This window comes from Streptomyces sp. UF-297 (genome assembly GCF_058245575.1).
Map to the genome: position 1 here is coordinate 41932 of NZ_JBSIBZ010000041.1, position 18385 is coordinate 60316.

Sequence of the window (18385 nt, forward strand, 5' to 3'; positions counted from 1 at the left end):
GCGCTCGTCAGTCCACGCACGGGATTCCTCCGCCATCGATGGTGGGCGCCGAGGGTTGCTCGGTCCGTGGGGAAGACGGGCCGGATGTGGGGGTGGTTGCGGTATTTGTGGAAGGTGTGGGCTTTCCTACACCGTCGGCGGAGCCGTTCTCACCTGCTGATTTGCCGCCCTCGTCGGTCCCCTTGGGGCTCAGCGCCGCCGCGACGATCCGCTTGATCTTCGCCGGGTCGACCCGGTTGACGTCCTCGCCGTTGTGCTTGGCGAAGCCCTCGATGGGCAGCGTGGTGAACTGCACGTTCCCGCCGGAGAGGTTCTTCGCCTGCTTGATGAACGACATCAGGTCCCAGCCCTCGTCGATCACCAGGTCCTTCTTGGCCACGTCCAGCAGCTTCAGCAGCCGTACGGGGTCGGTGAAGGTGCCCGCCGAGTTGAGCTTGTGCATGGCGGAGGCGAGAAAGGCCTGCTGGCGGCGGGTGCGGTCCAGATCGCCGCGGGGCAGCCCGTGCCGCTGCCGTACGAAGGCGAGGGACTGCGGGCCGTTCAGGGTCTGCTCGCCCGCCGGGAAGTCGGCGCCCGAATAGCGGTCCTTGACCGGCTTCTTCAGGCACACCCGCACCCCGTCCAGCGCATCGGCGATGTGCAGGAAACCGACCAGGTTCACCTCGGCGAAGTGGTCGATGGGCACGCCCAGGAAATTGCGTACGGTCTCGATCTCGGCCTTGCGGCCCGCCTCGCGCCCCGCGTGCTCCAGGGTGGGCTTGTCGCGCTCGCCCTGCCGGTAGAGCCGGTCCTCGGCACGGGCCTTGGCCAGCCCGTACGCCTTCTTGATCTTGTCCTTGCCGTGGCCCGGGATGTCGACGAAATCGTCGCGCGGAATGGAGAAGGCCTTGGCCCGGCCGCCGTCGCCGGGCACGTGCAGCAGGATCAGGGTGTTGGTGTTGTAGCCGCCGATCTCCGAGCTGCCGGCGTGCAGCTTGTCCAGCACGTCCTGGGGCAGGTCGTCGCCGTCCTGGTCCTTACGGCTGTCCAGGCCCATCAGCAGGATGTTGGTGTCGCCGCCGCTCGACTTGGGCGCGCCGTCCTCCAGCGCGCGCGAGGACCCGATGTGCGCGGCCAGGTCGCGGTAGAGGTACCAGCCCGCCGCGCCCACGCACAGCGCCAGCGCGAGCCCGCACAGCAGCAGCGTGCGCCCCAGGCGGCGGGGCTTGCGGCGGCGCCTGCCCGTACGCCGCTGCTCGATGTCCGTACCCGTCCGACGGTGCTTCATCGCACCAGGGTCGAACGGCCGCGCTGAAGGAATCCTGAGGGTCCTGAAGACGCCTTCAGAAGCGGACCGTCACCCCTCGCGTACGGGAAACTCGGGAAATACAGCCACCAGGCGCGCGCCCCCCTCGCCGTCCCCGACGACCAGGTCCCCGCCGTGCGCGCGGGCGATGGAGCGGGCGATGGCCAGCCCCAGACCGCTGCCGCCGCGCCCGCGGTCGCGGGCCGCGTCCAGCCGCGCGAAGCGCTCGAAGACGTGCTCGCGCTCGGCCTCGGGAATGCCGGGACCGTCGTCGGCGACCTCCAGCACGGCCTGCCCGCCCTCGCCGCGCGCGGTGATCCGTACCTCCGAGCGCGCATACCGCAGCGCGTTGTCGACGAGATTGGCCAGCAGCCGCTCCACCTGCGCGGGGTCCGCGCGTACCGGCACCGGCGCGGGGGCCAGGACGCTGAGGCGGATCGCGGCCCGCGGCCTGCGGGCCGCGTCCTCGGCCGCCAGCAGCGCCAGGTCCACCGGCTCGCGTGCCGGGGCGGGCCGGGCGTCCAGCCGGGCGAGCAGCAGCAGGTCCCCGGCCACGCGCTGGAGCCGCTCGGTGTCGGCGAGCGCGGCCCGTACGCGGGCCAGCAGCGCGGGCCCGCGCTCCGGCCCCGCCAGGGCCACCTCCAGCTGGGAGCGGACGGCGGCGATCGGGTTGCGCAGCTCGTGCGAGGCGTCCGCGACGAACTGCCGCTGCCGGGCGACGGCCTCCTCCAGCCGGTCCAGGGTGGCGTTGACCGTACGGGCCAGCAGCGCGACCTCGTCCCCGCCCGCCGGGTCGGGCACCCGGCGGTCCAGCGCGCTCTCGGTGACGGCGGCCAGCTCGGTGCGGATGGCGGTGACCGGGCGCAGCGCCAGGCCCGTGACCGCCCAGGCGATCGCGGCGGCCAGCGCGATCAGCGCCGGGGCGCCGGCCAGCAGGCCCAGTGCGATGGCGTGGGTGGCGTCGTCCACGTCCGACAACACGGTCAGCGCGTACACGTACCGGACCCCGCCCTCGGGCGGCGAGGCCCGCACCACGACCAGGTCGCCGCGCTCACCGGCCGCCGCCGGGCCGCCGGTGACGATGCGGGAGGCGGAGTCCTGCCCGGGCGGCGGCCGGAAGCCGGACAGCGCGGCGGCGGGCGGCTCGGCGGCGTGGGGGGGGGGGGGGGGGGGGGGGGGGGGGGGGGGGGGGGGGGGGGGGGGGGGGGGGGGGGCGGCGTGCCGGGTGGTGGCCACCACCCGGCCTGCGGAGTCCAGTACGAGCACCAGGTCCACGCCGGAGTCGGGCGCGGGCAGCGGCGCGGGAAGCGTGCCCGTGTCGACCTGCGCGGCGACCTTGCGCGCGGCCAGCTCGGTACGGCCCGTCGTGTTGTCCAGCAGATTGGCCCGCAGCACGGTGTAGAGCCAGCCCCCGCCCACCCCCAGCACCAGCGCCATCGTCAGCGCGGCCGCCGCCGCGGCCCGCCCCCGTACGCTCCGCGGCCACCGCACCCTGCGCGGCCACCGCCCCGGCGGCGGGCCACTAGCCACCGTCGGGCGCCATTCGGTAGCCCACCCCGTGCACCGTCAGGATCGACCGGCGCCCGAAGGGGGCGTCGACCTTCTTGCGCAGCGAGGACACGTACACCTCGACGATGTTCGGGTCGATCTCGGCGGGGGAGTCCCACACCTCGTCCAGGATGTCCTGCTTGGCCACCGCCCGGCCCTCGCCCGCCATCAGGCAGCGCAGTACGCCCAGTTCGCGCGCGGTCAGCTCGATGTCGGCGGCGCCCCTGCGGCACCGGCGGCCCTCGGCGTCCAGCGTCAGATCCCCGGCCTGCAGGGTGTGCGGGCGCTCGCCGCCCCGCCCCCGCCGCCCCAGCGCACGCAGCCGCGCCAGCAGGACGACGAAGGAGAACGGCTTGGTCAGATAGTCGTCGGCCCCCGAGTCCAGCCCCTCGGCCTCGTCGTACTCGCCGTCCTTGGCGGTCAGCATCAGCACCGGCGTCCAGATCTCGCGCCGCCGCAGCCGCCCGCAGAGCTCATAGCCGTTGAGCCCCGGCAGCATCACGTCCAGCACGATCACGTCGTACGGCCCCGCCAGCGCCAGCTCCAGCCCCCGGTGCCCGTCATGAGCGACATCCACCCAGTGCCCCTCAGCGGCCAGCCCCCGCCGAAGCGAATCGGCCAGCCCCTCTTCATCCTCGACCACCAGTACCCGCATGCCCCCATTGTCCGGGTTCGCCCGCGACACCTCTTTTTCACCACCCCCACCAGGGACGGCCGCGCCGACAAACACAACGGGAGGGGGCGGGGCTGCGGCGCGCCCGACCCGGACCAAACCCCTCGCCGAAGGCGAAAACCCCGCCGCGAGGCGACCCGATCGTGCCGGGCGACGCCAGTCGCGTTGGCACTCCGCTTGACCGAGTGCTAACCGCGTCATAACCTCGGGCCTGGCACTCTCCAACGGGGAGTGCCAAACACAGCGACGGGTAGATCCGGCACCCGCGACGACGGATCCGACCTGGTCGCCACCTCAGACAGTTAACCCCGTGAGATCTCCGAAGGGGGAGGTCGGATCGTGACGACCGCCAGCTCCAAGGTTGCCATCAAGCCGCTCGAGGACCGCATTGTGGTCCAGCCGCTCGACGCCGAGCAGACCACGGCCTCTGGCCTGGTTATCCCGGACACCGCGAAGGAGAAGCCCCAGGAGGGCGCCGTCCTCGCCGTGGGCCCGGGCCGCTTCGAGAACGGCGAGCGCCTGCCGCTCGACGTGAAGGTCGGCGACGTCGTGCTCTACAGCAAGTACGGCGGCACCGAGGTGAAGTACAACGGCGAGGAGTACCTCGTCCTCTCGGCTCGCGACGTGCTCGCGATCATCGAGAAGTAATTCACCCAGTTTTGCTGTGATCTGCGCCCCGGTCCCCGAGTTCTAACAACCCGGTAGCCGGGGCGCAGTTCCATTGAGAGGACTTGAAGCACACTCATGGCGAAGATCCTGAAGTTCGACGAAGACGCCCGTCGCGCCCTTGAGCGCGGCGTCAACAAGCTCGCCGACACGGTCAAGGTGACGATCGGCCCCCGCGGCCGCAACGTCGTCATCGACAAGAAGTTCGGCGCGCCCACCATCACCAACGACGGTGTCACCATCGCCCGCGAGGTCGAGGTCGAGGACCCGTACGAGAACCTCGGCGCCCAGCTGGTGAAGGAGGTGGCGACCAAGACCAACGACATCGCTGGTGACGGCACCACCACCGCCACCGTCCTGGCCCAGGCTCTGGTCCGCGAGGGCCTGCGCAACGTCGCCGCCGGCGCTTCCCCGGCCGCCCTGAAGAAGGGCATCGACGCCGCGGTCAAGGCCGTGTCCGAGGACCTCCTCGCGACCGCCCGCCCGATCGACGACAAGGCCGACATCGCGGCCGTCGCCGGCCTGTCCGCCCAGGACAAGCAGGTCGGCGAGCTCATCGCCGAGGCGATGGACAAGGTCGGCAAGGACGGTGTCATCACCGTCGAGGAGTCCAACACCTTCGGTCTGGAGCTGGACTTCACCGAGGGCATGGCCTTCGACAAGGGCTACCTGTCCCCCTACATGGTCACCGACCAGGAGCGTATGGAGGCCGTCCTCGACGACCCGTACATCCTGATCCACCAGGGCAAGATCGCCTCCATCCAGGACCTGCTGCCCCTCCTGGAGAAGGTCATCCAGGCCGGTGGCTCCAAGCCGCTGCTGATCATCGCCGAGGACGTCGAGGGCGAGGCGCTCTCCACCCTGGTCGTGAACAAGATCCGCGGCACCTTCAACGCCGTCGCCGTCAAGGCCCCGGGCTTCGGCGACCGCCGCAAGGCGATGCTGCAGGACATGGCCACCCTCACCGGTGCCACCGTCATCGCCGAGGAGGTCGGCCTCAAGCTCGACCAGGCCGGTCTGGACGTGCTGGGCTCGGCCCGCCGCGTGACCGTCACCAAGGACGACACCACCATCGTCGACGGTGGCGGCAACTCCGGTGACGTCGAGGGCCGCGTCGCCCAGATCAAGGCCGAGATCGAGGCCACGGACTCCGACTGGGACCGCGAGAAGCTCCAGGAGCGCCTCGCCAAGCTCGCCGGTGGCGTCTGCGTCATCCGCGTGGGTGCGGCCACCGAGGTCGAGCTCAAGGAGAAGAAGCACCGCCTGGAGGACGCGATCTCCGCGACCCGTGCGGCCGTTGAGGAGGGCATCGTCTCCGGCGGTGGCTCCGCGCTCGTCCACGCCGCCAAGGTGCTGGAGGGCGGCCTGGGCAAGGAGGGCGACGAGGCCACCGGTGTCGCCGTCGTCCGCCGCGCCGTCGTCGAGCCGCTGCGCTGGATCGCCGAGAACGCCGGCCTCGAGGGCTACGTCATCACCTCCAAGGTGGCGGAGCTGGAGAAGGGCCAGGGCTTCAACGCGGCCACCGGCGAGTACGGCGACCTGGTCAAGGCCGGCGTCATCGACCCGGTCAAGGTCACCCGCTCCGCCCTGGAGAACGCCGCCTCCATCGCCTCCCTGCTCCTGACGACCGAGACCCTGGTCGTCGAGAAGCCGGCGGAGGAGGAGCCCGAGGCCGGTCACGGCCACGGTCACGCGCACTGAGGCACCGGCACGCAGCGCAGTCCGGCTGAGCCGCTGACGCGCTGACGCCGTACCGAAGCCCGGTCTCCCGTGGGGGGACCGGGCTTCGGCCGTCTTCGCCGCGGGCCGCGCTCAGGCCAAGTGGTCGAGGTCCTGCGGCCGTACGGGATGCGCGAACGGCAGCCCGCGGGCGTACCGCTCGATCTCGTCCAGCGCCGCGTCCGCCAGGCGGTGCAGCTCGCCGCCCAGCGAACCGGCGATGTGCGGGGTCAGCAGCACATTGGGCAGGTCGTACAACGGCGAGTCGGCGGGCGGGAGTTCGGGGTCCGTGACGTCCAGGACCGCGTTCAGCCGGCCCGAGGCCAGCTCCTTGAGCAGCGCGCGCTCGTCGACGAGCGAGCCCCGCGCGGTGTTGAGGAGGGTCGCGCCGTCCTGCATCAGCCCCAGCTGCCGCGCGCCGATCATGTGCCGGGTGGCGGGGAGCTGCGGCGCGTGGACGGTGACGGTGTCGCTCTGCGCGCACAGCTCGTCCAGCGGTACGCGCCGCGCGCCCAGCCGCGCCGCCTGCTCCTGCGCCACGTACGGATCGTGCAGCAGCACCGAAAGGTCGAAGGGGCGCAGCAGCTCGATCACCCGGCGCCCGACGCGGGAGGCGCCGACGACGCCGACCGTCCGCTGGTGGTTGCCCGAACCCGCCAACTCCCGCATCCAGTCGTGCCGTTGGCCGCGCAGTGCGCGGTAGCGCTGCGCCGCGTGCAGCACGCGCTTGTGGGCGAAGAGGATCGCGGCGAGGGTGAATTCGGCGACCGGCACCGCGTTGGCCTCCGCCGCCGAGGAGACGGTGATGCCCCGCTCCCAGCAGGCGGGCGTGATGTGCCCCTTCACCGACCCGGCCGCGTGCACGACGGCACGCAGCCGCGGCGCCCGCTCCAGCACCCGCGCGGTCACCGGCGGCGCCCCCCAGCACGTCAGCAGTACCTCTGCCTGCCCGAGCGCCGCCGCCACCTCGGCCCCCGGCTCCGCCAACTCCTGCGCCACCAGCCCCGTTTCGACCCGCGCCAGCGCCGCGAGCCGCCCGAGATGCCGCTCGTGGAACAGCTGCTCGGCCACCTCCGGCCCCATGCAGACCAGCACCACGGGCCGCCGCCCCGGTGCGCCCGCCGCCCGCCCGTCCACGGCTCCGGCCGCCCTACTGGGGCCCGTACTTGCGGCCCGTCTTGGAGGTGATGCCGCCCAGGAGGTTGCGGGGGGCGAGCTTGGCGGCGCCCATCAGGGCCTTGTAGCGCGGGTCCGGCACGGACAGGGACTTGCCGCGGGCCAGGTCGCGCATGGCCGCGTCCACCAGCTTGTCCGCGTCCAGCCACATCCAGCTCGGGATGTTGTCGGTCCCCATCCCGGCCCGCTGGTGGAATTCGGTGCGCACGAATCCGGGGCACAGCGCCATCAGCCGTACGTTGCTGCTCGCCAGGTCGCGCGCCGCGCCCTGCGTGAACTGCGCGACCCACGCCTTGCTCGCCCCATAGGTGCCGCGCGGCACGAACGCCGCGATCGAGGCGACATTGACGACTGCGCCGCGCCGCCGCTCGCGCATCCCCTTGACCGCCTCCGAGGTCAGCCGCAGCACCGCCTCGCAGTGCACCTTGAGCATCGCCAGCTCATCGTTCATCGGCACTTCCAGGTACTCGCCCTTGTTGCCGAACCCCGCGTTGTTGACCAGCAGATCCACCGGGTGCGTACGGTCGGCCAGCCGCGCCTCGACCGCCTCGATCCCCTCGTCCGTGGCCAGGTCGGCCTCCAGGACCTCGGCCTCGATGCCGTGCCGGTCGTGCAGTTCGGTGGCCTGCTCCCGCAGCCGCTTCTCGTCGCGCGCCACCAGCACCACGTTGTGGCCGTCCTTGGCCAGCCGCCGGGCGAAGGCCGCCCCGATGCCCGCCGTTGCTCCCGTAATCAATGCAGTCGTCATACGGGCACGCTATCCGCCCGGCCGCGGGGCCGTGGGCCGCATATCCGCCAAGATCCAGCAGCCCGCCGCCCACCTGTTCGCGGCAGGTCCGGACCCCCTGGACCGCCGGCCTCAACTCCCCTCCCCGCAGCGGATGTTGACCGGCGCCCGCGGGCCGCCCCGTATGCCCGTACGGTGCGCCCGCAAAGTTCATCACCGTGAGTGGCCCCGTCCACGGCGTGATCCCCCGCGCGGGGCCCGCGCTCCGGCCGCCGGCGCACGGCCGGCGGCGGACCGCCCCGGACCACTGTGACCCAAGCCGCTCTCGATAATTCCCCGCAGCCCCCAAGATTCGCTTATGATCGAAGAATGATCGAGGCCCGTCATCTCCGCGTGCTGCGCGCCGTCGACCGGACCGGCTCCTTCTCGGCCGCCGCCCGGGAGCTGGGCTGTACCCAGCCCGCCGTCAGCCAGCAGATGAAGGCGCTCGAGCAGTCCGTGGGCACGCCCCTGCTGATCCGTACGGGCCGCGAGATGCGGCTGACCCAGGCCGGCGAGGCCCTGGTGCGGCACGCCGCCGGGATCCTGGCCGGGCTGACCGCCGCCGAGGAAGAGGTCGCCGCGATCGCGGGCCTGCGGGCGGGCCGGGTGCGGCTGGTCTCCTTCCCCTCCGGCAGCTCCACGCTCGTACCGACCGCGCTGGCCGCGATGCGCGCCGCGCACCCCGGCACCCGCGTCTCCCTGGTCGAGGCCGAGCCGCCCCGCTCCATCGAGATGCTGCGCAACGGGGACTGCGAGATCGCGCTGGCCTTCCGCTACCCGGAGGTGCGCGGCGCCGATCCGGCCGCCGACGCGGAGTGGGACGACCTCGTCGTACGCCCGATCCTCGCCGACCGGCTGGTCGGCCTGGTCCCCGAGGACCACCGCCTCGCGCAGGCGCCGCGCATCGGCTTCGCCGAGCTGGCCGACGAGCCCTGGATCGCGGGCTGCCCGCGCTGCCGCAGGCACCTCGTCGAGGTCTGCGAGAGCGCGGGCTTCACCCCCCGCATCGACTTCGCCACCGACGACTACCCGGCGGTGATCGGGCTGGTCGGCGCGGGTCTGGGAGTGGCGGCGCTGCCCGGCCTCGCGCTGGAGTCCGTACGGCCCAAGGGGGCCAGGACCGTGGTGATGGAGCCGGCCGTGCAGCGCGAGATCGTGGCGCTCACGCTGCCGGACCTGGCCCATGTCCCGGCCGTCGACGCGATGCTCGACCACCTCGCGGACGCCGGCCGCCGCTGACCGGGAGCGGCATCCCGCCGCCCCGAATGAACGTTTCTTCAGTCCTCGGCCGTCACGCGCTGGTCGCGCCCGCGCGCCCGGCCGCCACCGTCGCGGGAACCAGGCGGTGGCGGGCCCGGCCCATCAGTTCCTCGCGCTCGTCCTCCGTCAGGCCGCCCCAGACTCCGTAGGGCTCGCGGACCGCCAGGGCGTGTGCCGCGCACTGGGACCGCACCGGGCAGCGCATGCAGACCTCTTTCGCCGATGTCTCGCGCGCGCTGCGGGCCGCTCCGCGCTCGCCCTCGGGGTGGAAGAAGAGCGAGCTGTCCACGCCGCGGCACGCGGCGAGGAGCTGCCAGTCCCAGAGGTCTGCGTTCGGGCCCGGGAGGCGGGAGAAATCTGCCATTGCTTGATCCCCTCGAAGCGTGCTGGTTCGGGCTCTCGGTGCTCAAGACCGTACATCTACTGTCTAAGTAGATGTAAATATGACTCATTGCGAATCTAGCCATAGACACCGTGAAAATGGAAGAAAAGCCGCCAAATAGGGCATGGAGCCAAGAAGGGGGGTGCTTGCGCCCGATGCGCCTTCTGCGTGTCCAGGCCCTCACGTAGAGTGTCGAAAGCGGCTACCCGACCCGTAACTCTTTCGAGTGACCGTCGTTGAGAGGGCGGAGGCGGTTGATGGAGCAAGTCCTCGGGCAGGTGTCCGAGGCCGTCAATCGCACAGGTGAATACGTACCAGCCTGGAGGCTCAAGGTGACGCGCAGCAGCTGTGAGAGCCGCGGAGGACAGCCATGACATCCGTCCTCGTCTGCGACGACTCCCCGCTTGCCCGAGAGGCGCTGCGCCGGGCGGTTGCGACCGTCCCCGGTGTCGAGCGCGTGACGACTGCGGCCAACGGCGAGGAAGTCCTCCGCCGCTGGGGTGCTGATCGCTCGGACCTGATTCTGATGGACGTACGGATGCCCGGGCTCGGCGGTGTGGAAACCGTGCGGCGGCTGCTGTCCGCCGACCCCGGGGCCCGGATCATCATGCTCACGGTCGCCGAGGACCTGGACGGTGTCGCGCTCGCGGTCGCCGCAGGTGCGCGCGGCTATCTGCACAAGGACGCCTCGCGCGCCGAGCTGCGGGCCACGGTCACCCAGGCGCTCGCCGACCCGACGTGGCGCCTGGCCCCGCGGCGGCTGCGGTCGGCGGAGATGGGTGCGGCCCCGACGCTGACCGCCCGCGAGATCCAGGTGCTGGAGGGGATGAGCCACGGCCGTTCCAACGCCGAGATCGGGCGCGAGCTGTTCCTGTCGGAGGACACGGTCAAGACGCACGCCAGGAGGCTTTTCAAGAAGCTCGGCGCCTCCGACCGCGCGCACGCCGTCGCCCTGGGTTTCCGCTGGGGTCTGGTCCGCTGAGCGCGCCGGGCAACGGGATTGCGGCGCCCGCCACTTGATCGGGAGGCGAGAGCCGCAACCCCGCTGCTACGGCGCCCGGCGCCGAAAAGTCACGCGATACCGCATCCTTGAGTTGTGACTCCTCCCCGGCGGAGGCCGGGGCTTCTCACTCGGCCAGAAGAGACCTCATGACGGACAAGCCCTGCCCGGTGCCGTACGGCACGGATACAAGCTACCGGCGCGGTCTCGGGGTCGGCATGGGCACAACCCGATCGGGGGAGGCGTGGGACGTGGGTGCTGGTGCGATGGCTCGTAACGGTTCAGTGCACAACAACGGGGGCGATGCCGCGAACGGCGGCGCGCCAAGGCACCATGGACCGATGCGCGATGACGGGACACAGGAGATCGGCGGTCTCGTCGCACGCGCCGTCGAGGGCGACCGGCGGGCCACACACGACCTGCTGGCCCATGTGCATCCCCTGGCCCTGCGCTACTGCCGTACGCGGCTGTCCCGGCTTCCGGGCGACGCGCGGCACTTCGTCGAGGACCTGGCGCAGGAGGTCTGCGTGGCGGTGCTGTGCGCACTGCCGCGCTACCGCGACACCGGAAAGCCCTTCGAGGCGTTCGTCTTCGCCATCGCCGCCCACAAGGTCGCCGACCTCCAGCGGGCCGCGATGCGCGGGCCCGGCAGTACGGCCGTCCCCTCGGACGAGATGCCGGAGCAGCCGGACGACTCGCTGGGCCCCGAGGAGCGGGCGCTGCTGAGCAGCGACGCGGAGTGGGCCAAGAAGCTGCTGGCCAACCTTCCGGAGAACCAGCGCGAGCTGGTGCTGCTGCGGGTCGCGGTCGGGCTGACGGCCGAGGAGACCGGGCAGATGCTGGGGATGTCGCCGGGTGCGGTGCGGGTGGCGCAGCACCGGGCGCTGAGCCGGCTGCGGGCGCTGGCCGAGCAGTAGCGGCGGGCCTTCGGGCGGGTGTGCGGCAGGCCGGGCTTGTGCGAACGTACAAGCGATCAGGATCACAAGATCGTGGAATGAGACACCTGCGGTTCCCGTTAGCATGGACGTCCGCGCCGGTGCAAGACCATTGGGAAGGTGTCATGACTGACAACGTCGACGGAATGCCTGAGAAATTCGCGATGCTCGGGCTGACCTACGACGACGTGCTGCTGTTGCCCGGTGCTTCGGAGGTACTGCCGAACGCCGTCGACACCGCGTCCCGTGTTTCCCGCAACGTCAGCGTGAACATCCCGCTGCTGTCCGCGGCGATGGACAAGGTCACCGAGGCGCGGATGGCCATCGCCATGGCGCGGCAGGGCGGCGCCGGTGTGCTGCACCGCAACCTGTCCATCGAGGACCAGGCCAACCAGGTCGACCTGGTCAAGCGCTCCGAGTCGGGCATGGTGACCGACCCGATCACGGTCCGGCCGGACGCGACGCTGGCCGAGGCGGACGCGCTGTGCGCGAAGTTCCGTATCAGCGGTGTGCCGGTGACGGACGCGGCGGGCAAGCTGCTGGGCATCGTCACCAACCGCGACATGGCCTTCGAGCTGGACCGCAGCCGCCAGGTGCGCGAGGTCATGACGCCGATGCCGCTGGTGACCGGCAAGGTCGGCATCTCCGGCGAGGACGCCATAGAGCTGCTGCGCCGCCACAAGATCGAGAAGCTGCCGCTGGTCGACGACGCGGGCGTGCTCAAGGGCCTGATCACGGTCAAGGACTTCGTGAAGGCCGAGAAGTACCCCAACGCCGCCAAGGACGCCGACGGCCGGCTGATCGTCGGTGCCGCGGTGGGCGTCGGCGACGAGGCGTACGACCGGGCGCAGGCGCTGGTCGAGGCCGGGGCGGACTTCCTGGTCGTGGACAGCGCGCACGGCCACAGCCGCGGCATCCTCGACATGATCGCCAAGGTCAAGTCCAACATCAACGTCGACGTGGTGGGCGGCAATGTCGCCACGCGGGACGGTGCGCAGGCGCTGATCGACGCGGGCGTGGACGGCGTGAAGGTCGGCGTGGGCCCCGGCTCCATCTGCACCACCCGCGTGGTCGCCGGTATCGGCGTGCCGCAGGTCACCGCGATCTTCGAGGCCGCGAAGGCGTGCCACGCGGCCGGTGTGCCGCTGATCGGCGACGGCGGTCTGCAGTTCTCCGGCGACATCGCCAAGGCGATCGCGGCCGGTGCGGACACGGTCATGCTGGGCTCGCTGCTGGCCGGCTGCGAGGAGTCGCCGGGCGAGATGGTCTTCATCAACGGCAAGCAGTTCAAGTCCTACCGGGGCATGGGCTCGCTGGGCGCGATGCAGTCCCGCGGCCAGGCGCGCTCCTTCTCCAAGGACCGCTACTTCCAGGACAACGTGCTCTCCGAGGACAAGCTGGTCCCCGAGGGCATCGAGGGCCAGGTGCCCTACCGCGGCCCGCTGGGCTCGGTGGCCCACCAGCTGGTCGGCGGCCTGCGCGCCTCCATGGGCTACGTCGGCTCCGCCGACATCCAGGAGCTCAAGGACAAGGGCCGCTTCGTCCGGATCACCGCCGCGGGCCTCAAGGAGAGCCACCCGCACGACATCCAAATGACGACTGAGGCGCCGAACTACTCGCGGCGGTGAGGACGCGGCCCCCGGCTGGGGGTCCGGGGGTTACCCCCCGGGGTAGAGGGGTCAGATGACGACCGAGGCGCCGAACTACTCGCGGCGGTGATCCGTCGCTTCGTACGAGCTTCAACGGAGCCCGCGACCGTAAGGCCGCGGGTTTCGTCGTGTCGGGGATACTGGAACGGCAGACGTAGAGGGAAAGGCCACATCAGTGACTGAGATCGAGATCGGGCGCGGCAAGCGCGGCCGTCGGGCGTACGCATTCGACGACATCGCCGTCGTCCCGAGCCGCCGTACCCGCGACCCGAAGGAGGTCTCGATCGCCTGGCAGATCGACGCCTACCGCTTCGAGCTGCCGTTCCTGGCGGCGCCGATGGACTCGGTGGTCTCGCCGCAGACCGCGATCCGCATCGGTGAGCTGGGCGGTCTGGGGGTTCTCAACCTGGAGGGCCTGTGGACGCGGTACGAGGACCCGGAGCCGCTGCTCGCGGAGATCGCCGAGCTGGACGGGGAGACCGCCACCAAGCGGCTCCAGGAGATCTACGCCGCGCCGATCAAGGAAGAGCTGATCGGGCAGCGCATCAAGGAGGTGCGCGACGCGGGTGTGGTCACCGCCGCGGCGCTCTCCCCGCAGCGCACCGCCCAGTTCTCCAAGGCGGTCGTGGACGCGGGCGTGGACATCTTCGTGATCCGCGGCACGACCGTCTCCGCCGAGCACGTCTCGGGTGCCGCCGAGCCGCTGAACCTCAAGCAGTTCATCTACGAGCTGGACGTCCCGGTCATCGTGGGCGGCTGCGCGACCTACACCGCGGCCCTGCACCTGATGCGTACCGGCGCCGCGGGCGTGCTGGTGGGCTTCGGCGGCGGCGCCGCGCACACCACCCGTAACGTGCTGGGCATCCAGGTGCCGATGGCGACCGCGGTGGCCGATGTCGCGGCCGCGCGCCGGGACTACATGGACGAGTCCGGCGGCCGCTACGTCCACGTCATCGCCGACGGCGGCGTGGGCTGGTCCGGCGACCTGCCCAAGGCGATCGCCTGTGGCGCGGACGCGGTGATGATGGGCTCGCCGCTGGCGCGCGCCACCGACGCGCCGGGCCGCGGCCACCACTGGGGCATGGAGGCCGTCCACGAGGACGTGCCGCGCGGCAAGCGCATGGACCTGGGCGCGGTCGGCACGACCGAGGAGATCCTGTGCGGTCCCTCGACCCGTCCCGACGGGTCGATGAACTTCTTCGGCGCGCTGCGCCGGGCGATGGCGACCACCGGCTACTCCGAGCTCAAGGAGTTCCAGCGGGTCGAGGTGACGGTCGCGCCGTCGCAGCACGACAACCGCTGAGTACGCCGCGTATGACGTGAAGGGGCCCGGACCGCATCGGCGGTCCGGGCCCCTTCACGTGCGCGCCGACGGGGTCAGCCGCGGGCGGCGCCCAGCTTCTTGGACATGCTGAACGCCGAGACGGCGGCCAGGACGTAGAAGAGGTAGTCGATCGGGCCGAGGTTCTTGAACAGGCCCTGGGTGAGCAGGCCGATGTCGCTCACCAGGGTGCTCAGCGCACCGGCCAGGGCGCCGCCGGACAGGGCCAGCGAGACGCCGAAGAGCTGGCCCAGGTAGACACCGATGAGGCCGAGCAGGGCGCCGATGAAGGGCAGCGCGTCGTTGCGGCCGCCGACCTTGCCCAGCGCCAGGCCGATGAGGGCGCCGGTGCCGACGGCCAGATAGCCGACCTGGACCTCGGCGGCCTTGAGGATGAAGCCGTAGACGGCCGAGCCCACGAGCATGGCGACGATCGCGAGCAGCACGGCCGGGCCCGGGTTGCCGCGCTGGACCGGCGGGGCGGGGAAGCCGGGCTGTACGGGGGCGCCGAACCCGGCTTGGGGGGCCTGGGGCGGCTGGCCGTAGGGGCCGGGCTGCGGGGCGTACGGGCCGGGCTGCTGGGCGTAGGGACCCGGCTGCTGGGGCTGCTGCGGCTGGCCGTACGGGCCGGGCTGCTGGGGCTGCTGTTGCCAGGGCTGGCTCATGGTGGTTCCCCCCGAGGTGAAAGCGGTGTGGTCGCACGGGCGTCTGGTGCGCGCCTCAAGCTAACAGCTAGGGGTGACATGTCCACTTTGGATTACCGGAAGTGGCAGGTCAGAGGGGTCAGGGGAGGGTCACAGCCGGTGGGCGGCGCCGGTCGGGGTGGCGCCCCGGGTGTCCAGCAGGAGCTGTGCCTTGACGGCCAGGCCCTGGAGGTCGTAGGTGCGGTGGTGCTGCAGGAGCAGCGTCAGGTCGGCGGCGGCCGCGGCCTCGTACAGCGAGTCGGCGCGCGGGATGGGGCGGTCCAGGACGTGCCACTGGGGGACGTAGGGGTCGTGGTACGTCAGATGGGCGCCCAGCTCCATGAGGCGGGAGGCGATCTCGCGGGCCGGTGAGCCCTCCTGGTCGCCGATGTCGGGCTTGTAGGTGACACCGAGGAGCAGGACGCGGGCGCCGCGGGCGGACTTGCCGTGCTCGTTCAGGAGGGTGGCGCAGCGCTGGACGACATAGCGCGGCATCCGGCCGTTGACCTCCTGGGCGAGCTCGACCATGCGCAGCGGGTAGCCCAGTGAACGGCCTTTGTAGGAGAGGTAGTTGGGGTCCACGGGGGCGGCGTGGCCGCCGACGCCGGGGCCGGGGCGGAAGGCCTGGAAGCCGAACGGCTTGGTCTCCGCGCAGCGGATCACGTCCCACAGGTCCACGCCGATGTCGTGGCACAGCACCGCCATCTCGTTCATCAGCGCGATGTTGATGTGGCGGTAGTTGGTCTCCAGCAGCTTGGCGGTCTCCGCCTCGCGCGGACCTCTGGCGCGTACGACCTTGTCGGTGAGGCGGCCGTAGAAGGCGGCGGCGGCCTCGGTGCAGGCGGGGGTGAGGCCGCCGATGACCTTGGGCGTATTGGCGTAGCGGTGGGTGCGGTTGCCGGGGTCGTGGCGGGTGGGGGAGCAGGCGAGGTGGAAGTCGCGGCCCGCCCTGAGTCCGGAACCGGCCTCCAGCAGGGGGCGCAGGAATTCCTCGGTGGCGCCCGGGTAGGCGGTCGATTCGAGGATGACCGTGGTGTGCGGGCGCAGGTGCGCGGCCAGGGTGCGGGCCGCCTCGGCGATCGCGGACAGGTCCAGGGCCCGGTCCTCGCCCAGCGGAGTGGGGGAGCAGATGACGGCGGTACGGACCCGGCCGAGGGCCGCGGGGTCGGCGGTGGTGCGAAAGCCCGCGGACAGCAGCCGGCGGATCTCGGTGGCCGACAGCGGCCCGTCCGCGCCGGGTGCGACGGCGGGCGGGGCGCCGGCCGGGAGGTCCTGCGGCCCCGGCGCGTATCCGATGGTGCTGATGCCGGCTGCGGTGGCGGCTTGGGCGAGGGGGAGGCCGATGTGGCCGAGTCCGATGACGGCGAGGTCTGCGGGCATGGCTGGCTGCCGTCCTTCCCGAGCGATTCCGAATGGCGCATAAGTAGACTAAGCAGACATTTGACCCAGAATGGGGATTGGTGGATCGAGGCGGCGGGGTGTTGCCGCCGCGGGCCCAGGGTGGATAGCGCTCCTTGTGGCGGACAGAATCGATCCTGGAGTGTGGCCCCGATCACAGCGGGAGGCAGTGGTGAGGACAGCGACACTGGGACCGGCCCAGCGCGCCGAGGCGCTCGCACGAATGGCGGAGCGGGAGCTGGACGTGCTGGTGGTCGGCGGCGGCGTGGTCGGCGCGGGCACCGCACTGGACGCGGCGACGCGCGGGCTGGCCACCGGGCTGGTCGAGGCGCGGGACTGGGCGTCGGGCACGTCCTCCCGCTCCAGCAAGTTGATCCACGGCGGGCTGCGCTATCTGGAGATGCTGGACTTCGCGCTCGTACGCGAGGCCCTCAAGGAGCGCGGGCTGCTGCTGGAGCGGCTGGCGCCCCATCTGGTCAAGCCGGTGCCCTTCCTCTATCCGCTCCAGCACAAGGGCTGGGAGCGCTGGTACGCAGGATCGGGCGTGGCGCTGTACGACGCGATGTCCGTCTCCTCGGGACACGGGCGCGGGCTGCCCACCCACCGCCACCTCACGCGGCGGCACGCACTCAAAGTGGCGCCCTGCCTGAAGAAGGACGCGCTGGTGGGGGCGCTGCAGTACTACGACGCGCAGATGGACGACGCCCGCTACGTCGCCACGATCGTACGGACCGCCTCCGCCTATGGCGCCGATGTCGCCAACCGGGCGCGGGTGGTGGGCTTTCTGCGCGAGGGCGAACGGGTCGTCGGCGCCCGGGTGCAGGACGTCGAAGGGGGCGGGGAGTACGAGATCCGCGCGCGGCAGGTGGTGAATGCGACCGGGGTGTGGACCGATGACACCCAGGGCCTGATCAATGAGCGCGGGCAGTTCCACGTACGGGCGTCGAAAGGCATTCACCTGGTGGTGCCCAAGGACCGGATCCATTCGACGACCGGGCTCATTCTGCGGACCGAGAAAAGCGTGCTGTTCGTCATTCCGTGGGGGCGGCACTGGATTATCGGCACGACGGACACGGACTGGGATCTGGACAAGGCGCACCCGGCGGCCTCCAGTGCGGATATCGACTATCTGCTGGAGCACGTGAATTCGGTGCTGGGCACTCCGCTGACCCGGGACGACGTACAGGGCGTGTACGCGGGCCTGCGGCCGCTGCTGGCCGGGGAGTCGGACGCGACCAGCAAGCTGTCCAGGGAGCACACGGTGGCGCACCCGGTGCCCGGGCTGGTGGTCGTGGCGGGCGGCAAGTACACGACGTACCGGGTGATGGCCAAGGACGCGGTGGACGAGGCCGTGCACGGGCTGGACCAGCGGGTGGCCGCCTGCGTGACCGAGGACGTGCCGCTGGTCGGGGCCGAGGGCTACAAGGCGATGTGGAACGGGCGGGCGCGCACGGCGGCACGCACCGGGCTCCATGTGGCGCGCATTGAGCATCTGTTGAACCGCTACGGGTCGCTGGCGGAGGAGCTGCTGGAGATGGTGGTGGCCGACCCCTCGCTCGGCGAGCCGCTGGCGGCGGCGGACGACTATCTGCGGGCGGAGGTCGTCTACGCGTGCTCGCACGAGGGGGCGCGGCATCTGGACGATGTGCTCACCCGGCGTACGCGGATCTCGATCGAGACCTTCGACCGGGGGACGCGCAGCGCGCGCGAGTGCGCGGAGTTGATGGCGCCGGTGCTGGGGTGGGACAAGGGGCAGATCGACCGGGAGGTCCAGCACTACGAGAAGCGGGTGGAGGCGGAGCGGGAGTCGCAGCGGCAGCCGGATGATCTGACGGCGGATGCGGCGCGGTTGGGGGCGCCGGATATCGTGCCGCGCTAGTTTTCGGGCCCCGTGATCGCTCGGTGGCTCGTCCTCAGGTGC

Annotated in this window: 16 protein-coding genes; 8 read left to right on the plus strand and 8 right to left on the minus strand. The window is 71.6% G+C overall.

Going from position 1 to position 18385, the window contains the following annotated elements:
* Positions 1-7: 7 nt before the first annotated feature.
* From AC4IJH_RS22945 to AC4IJH_RS22955, 3 genes are all read right to left on the minus strand, one after another.
* Positions 8-1267 (minus strand): LCP family protein, encoded by a 1260-nt coding sequence (locus tag AC4IJH_RS22945; RefSeq protein WP_490853690.1) that lies wholly within the window; start codon positions 1265-1267, stop codon positions 8-10.
* A gap of 69 nt (positions 1268-1336) precedes the next feature.
* Entirely contained in the window at positions 1337-2776 is a 1440-nt protein-coding gene (locus AC4IJH_RS22950; RefSeq protein ID WP_490853691.1) for a sensor histidine kinase, read from the minus strand.
* A gap of 31 nt (positions 2777-2807) precedes the next feature.
* Positions 2808-3488 (minus strand): response regulator transcription factor, encoded by a 681-nt coding sequence (locus AC4IJH_RS22955; RefSeq protein WP_490853692.1) that lies wholly within the window; start codon positions 3486-3488, stop codon positions 2808-2810.
* 357 nt (positions 3489-3845) lie between these two features.
* Here AC4IJH_RS22955 and groES point away from each other — a divergent pair, with 357 nt between their 5' ends.
* Both groES and groL read left to right on the plus strand, forming a co-directional pair.
* The gene (gene groES, locus AC4IJH_RS22960) at positions 3846-4154 is read left to right on the plus strand and encodes a co-chaperone GroES (RefSeq protein WP_039652762.1); all 309 of its coding nucleotides are present in this window, start codon (positions 3846-3848) and stop codon (positions 4152-4154) included.
* A gap of 96 nt (positions 4155-4250) precedes the next feature.
* Entirely contained in the window at positions 4251-5873 is a 1623-nt protein-coding gene (gene groL / locus AC4IJH_RS22965) for a chaperonin GroEL (protein WP_490853693.1), read from the plus strand.
* Between the two features lie 111 nt (positions 5874-5984).
* On the opposite strand, the gene AC4IJH_RS22970 is transcribed toward groL, so the two are convergent.
* Complete coding sequence (locus tag AC4IJH_RS22970; protein WP_490853714.1) at positions 5985-6974, minus strand: hydroxyacid dehydrogenase; 990 nt, start codon at positions 6972-6974, stop codon at positions 5985-5987.
* A 67-nt stretch (positions 6975-7041) separates the two neighbouring features.
* Positions 7042-7815 (minus strand): SDR family NAD(P)-dependent oxidoreductase, encoded by a 774-nt coding sequence (locus AC4IJH_RS22975; RefSeq protein WP_490853694.1) that lies wholly within the window; start codon positions 7813-7815, stop codon positions 7042-7044.
* 348 nt (positions 7816-8163) lie between these two features.
* On the opposite strand from AC4IJH_RS22975, the gene AC4IJH_RS22980 reads away from it, so the two are divergent.
* Positions 8164-9075: a LysR family transcriptional regulator gene (locus AC4IJH_RS22980; RefSeq protein WP_490853695.1), complete on the plus strand. Its 912-nt coding sequence runs from the start codon at positions 8164-8166 to the stop codon at positions 9073-9075.
* 52 nt (positions 9076-9127) lie between these two features.
* Here AC4IJH_RS22980 and AC4IJH_RS22985 read toward each other — a convergent pair whose 3' ends face one another.
* Positions 9128-9460, minus strand: coding sequence for a WhiB family transcriptional regulator (locus AC4IJH_RS22985; RefSeq protein WP_490853696.1), 333 nt, complete (start codon positions 9458-9460; stop codon positions 9128-9130).
* Positions 9461-9848: 388 nt separating this feature from the next.
* On the opposite strand from AC4IJH_RS22985, the gene AC4IJH_RS22990 reads away from it, so the two are divergent.
* From AC4IJH_RS22990 to AC4IJH_RS23005, 4 genes are all read left to right on the plus strand, one after another.
* Positions 9849-10460, plus strand: coding sequence for a response regulator transcription factor (locus AC4IJH_RS22990; RefSeq protein ID WP_003948568.1), 612 nt, complete (start codon positions 9849-9851; stop codon positions 10458-10460).
* 359 nt (positions 10461-10819) lie between these two features.
* Entirely contained in the window at positions 10820-11395 is a 576-nt protein-coding gene (locus AC4IJH_RS22995; RefSeq protein WP_490853697.1) for a sigma-70 family RNA polymerase sigma factor, read from the plus strand.
* Between the two features lie 143 nt (positions 11396-11538).
* Positions 11539-13041: an IMP dehydrogenase gene (gene guaB / locus AC4IJH_RS23000; RefSeq protein ID WP_490853698.1), complete on the plus strand. Its 1503-nt coding sequence runs from the start codon at positions 11539-11541 to the stop codon at positions 13039-13041.
* A 196-nt stretch (positions 13042-13237) separates the two neighbouring features.
* Positions 13238-14365 (plus strand): GuaB3 family IMP dehydrogenase-related protein, encoded by a 1128-nt coding sequence (locus AC4IJH_RS23005; protein WP_490853699.1) that lies wholly within the window; start codon positions 13238-13240, stop codon positions 14363-14365.
* Positions 14366-14439: 74 nt separating this feature from the next.
* Here the strand turns inward: AC4IJH_RS23005 and AC4IJH_RS23010 are convergent, their stop codons facing one another.
* Complete coding sequence (locus AC4IJH_RS23010; RefSeq protein WP_490853700.1) at positions 14440-15048, minus strand: hypothetical protein; 609 nt, start codon at positions 15046-15048, stop codon at positions 14440-14442.
* A gap of 129 nt (positions 15049-15177) precedes the next feature.
* Positions 15178-16446 (minus strand): nucleotide sugar dehydrogenase, encoded by a 1269-nt coding sequence (locus AC4IJH_RS23015; RefSeq protein ID WP_490853701.1) that lies wholly within the window; start codon positions 16444-16446, stop codon positions 15178-15180.
* 190 nt (positions 16447-16636) lie between these two features.
* Between AC4IJH_RS23015 and AC4IJH_RS23020 the strand changes: the two genes are divergently transcribed.
* A complete protein-coding gene (locus AC4IJH_RS23020) occupies positions 16637-18343 on the plus strand; it encodes a glycerol-3-phosphate dehydrogenase/oxidase (RefSeq protein WP_490853702.1) in 1707 nt (568 codons plus the stop codon).
* Positions 18344-18385: the final 42 nt, after the last annotated feature.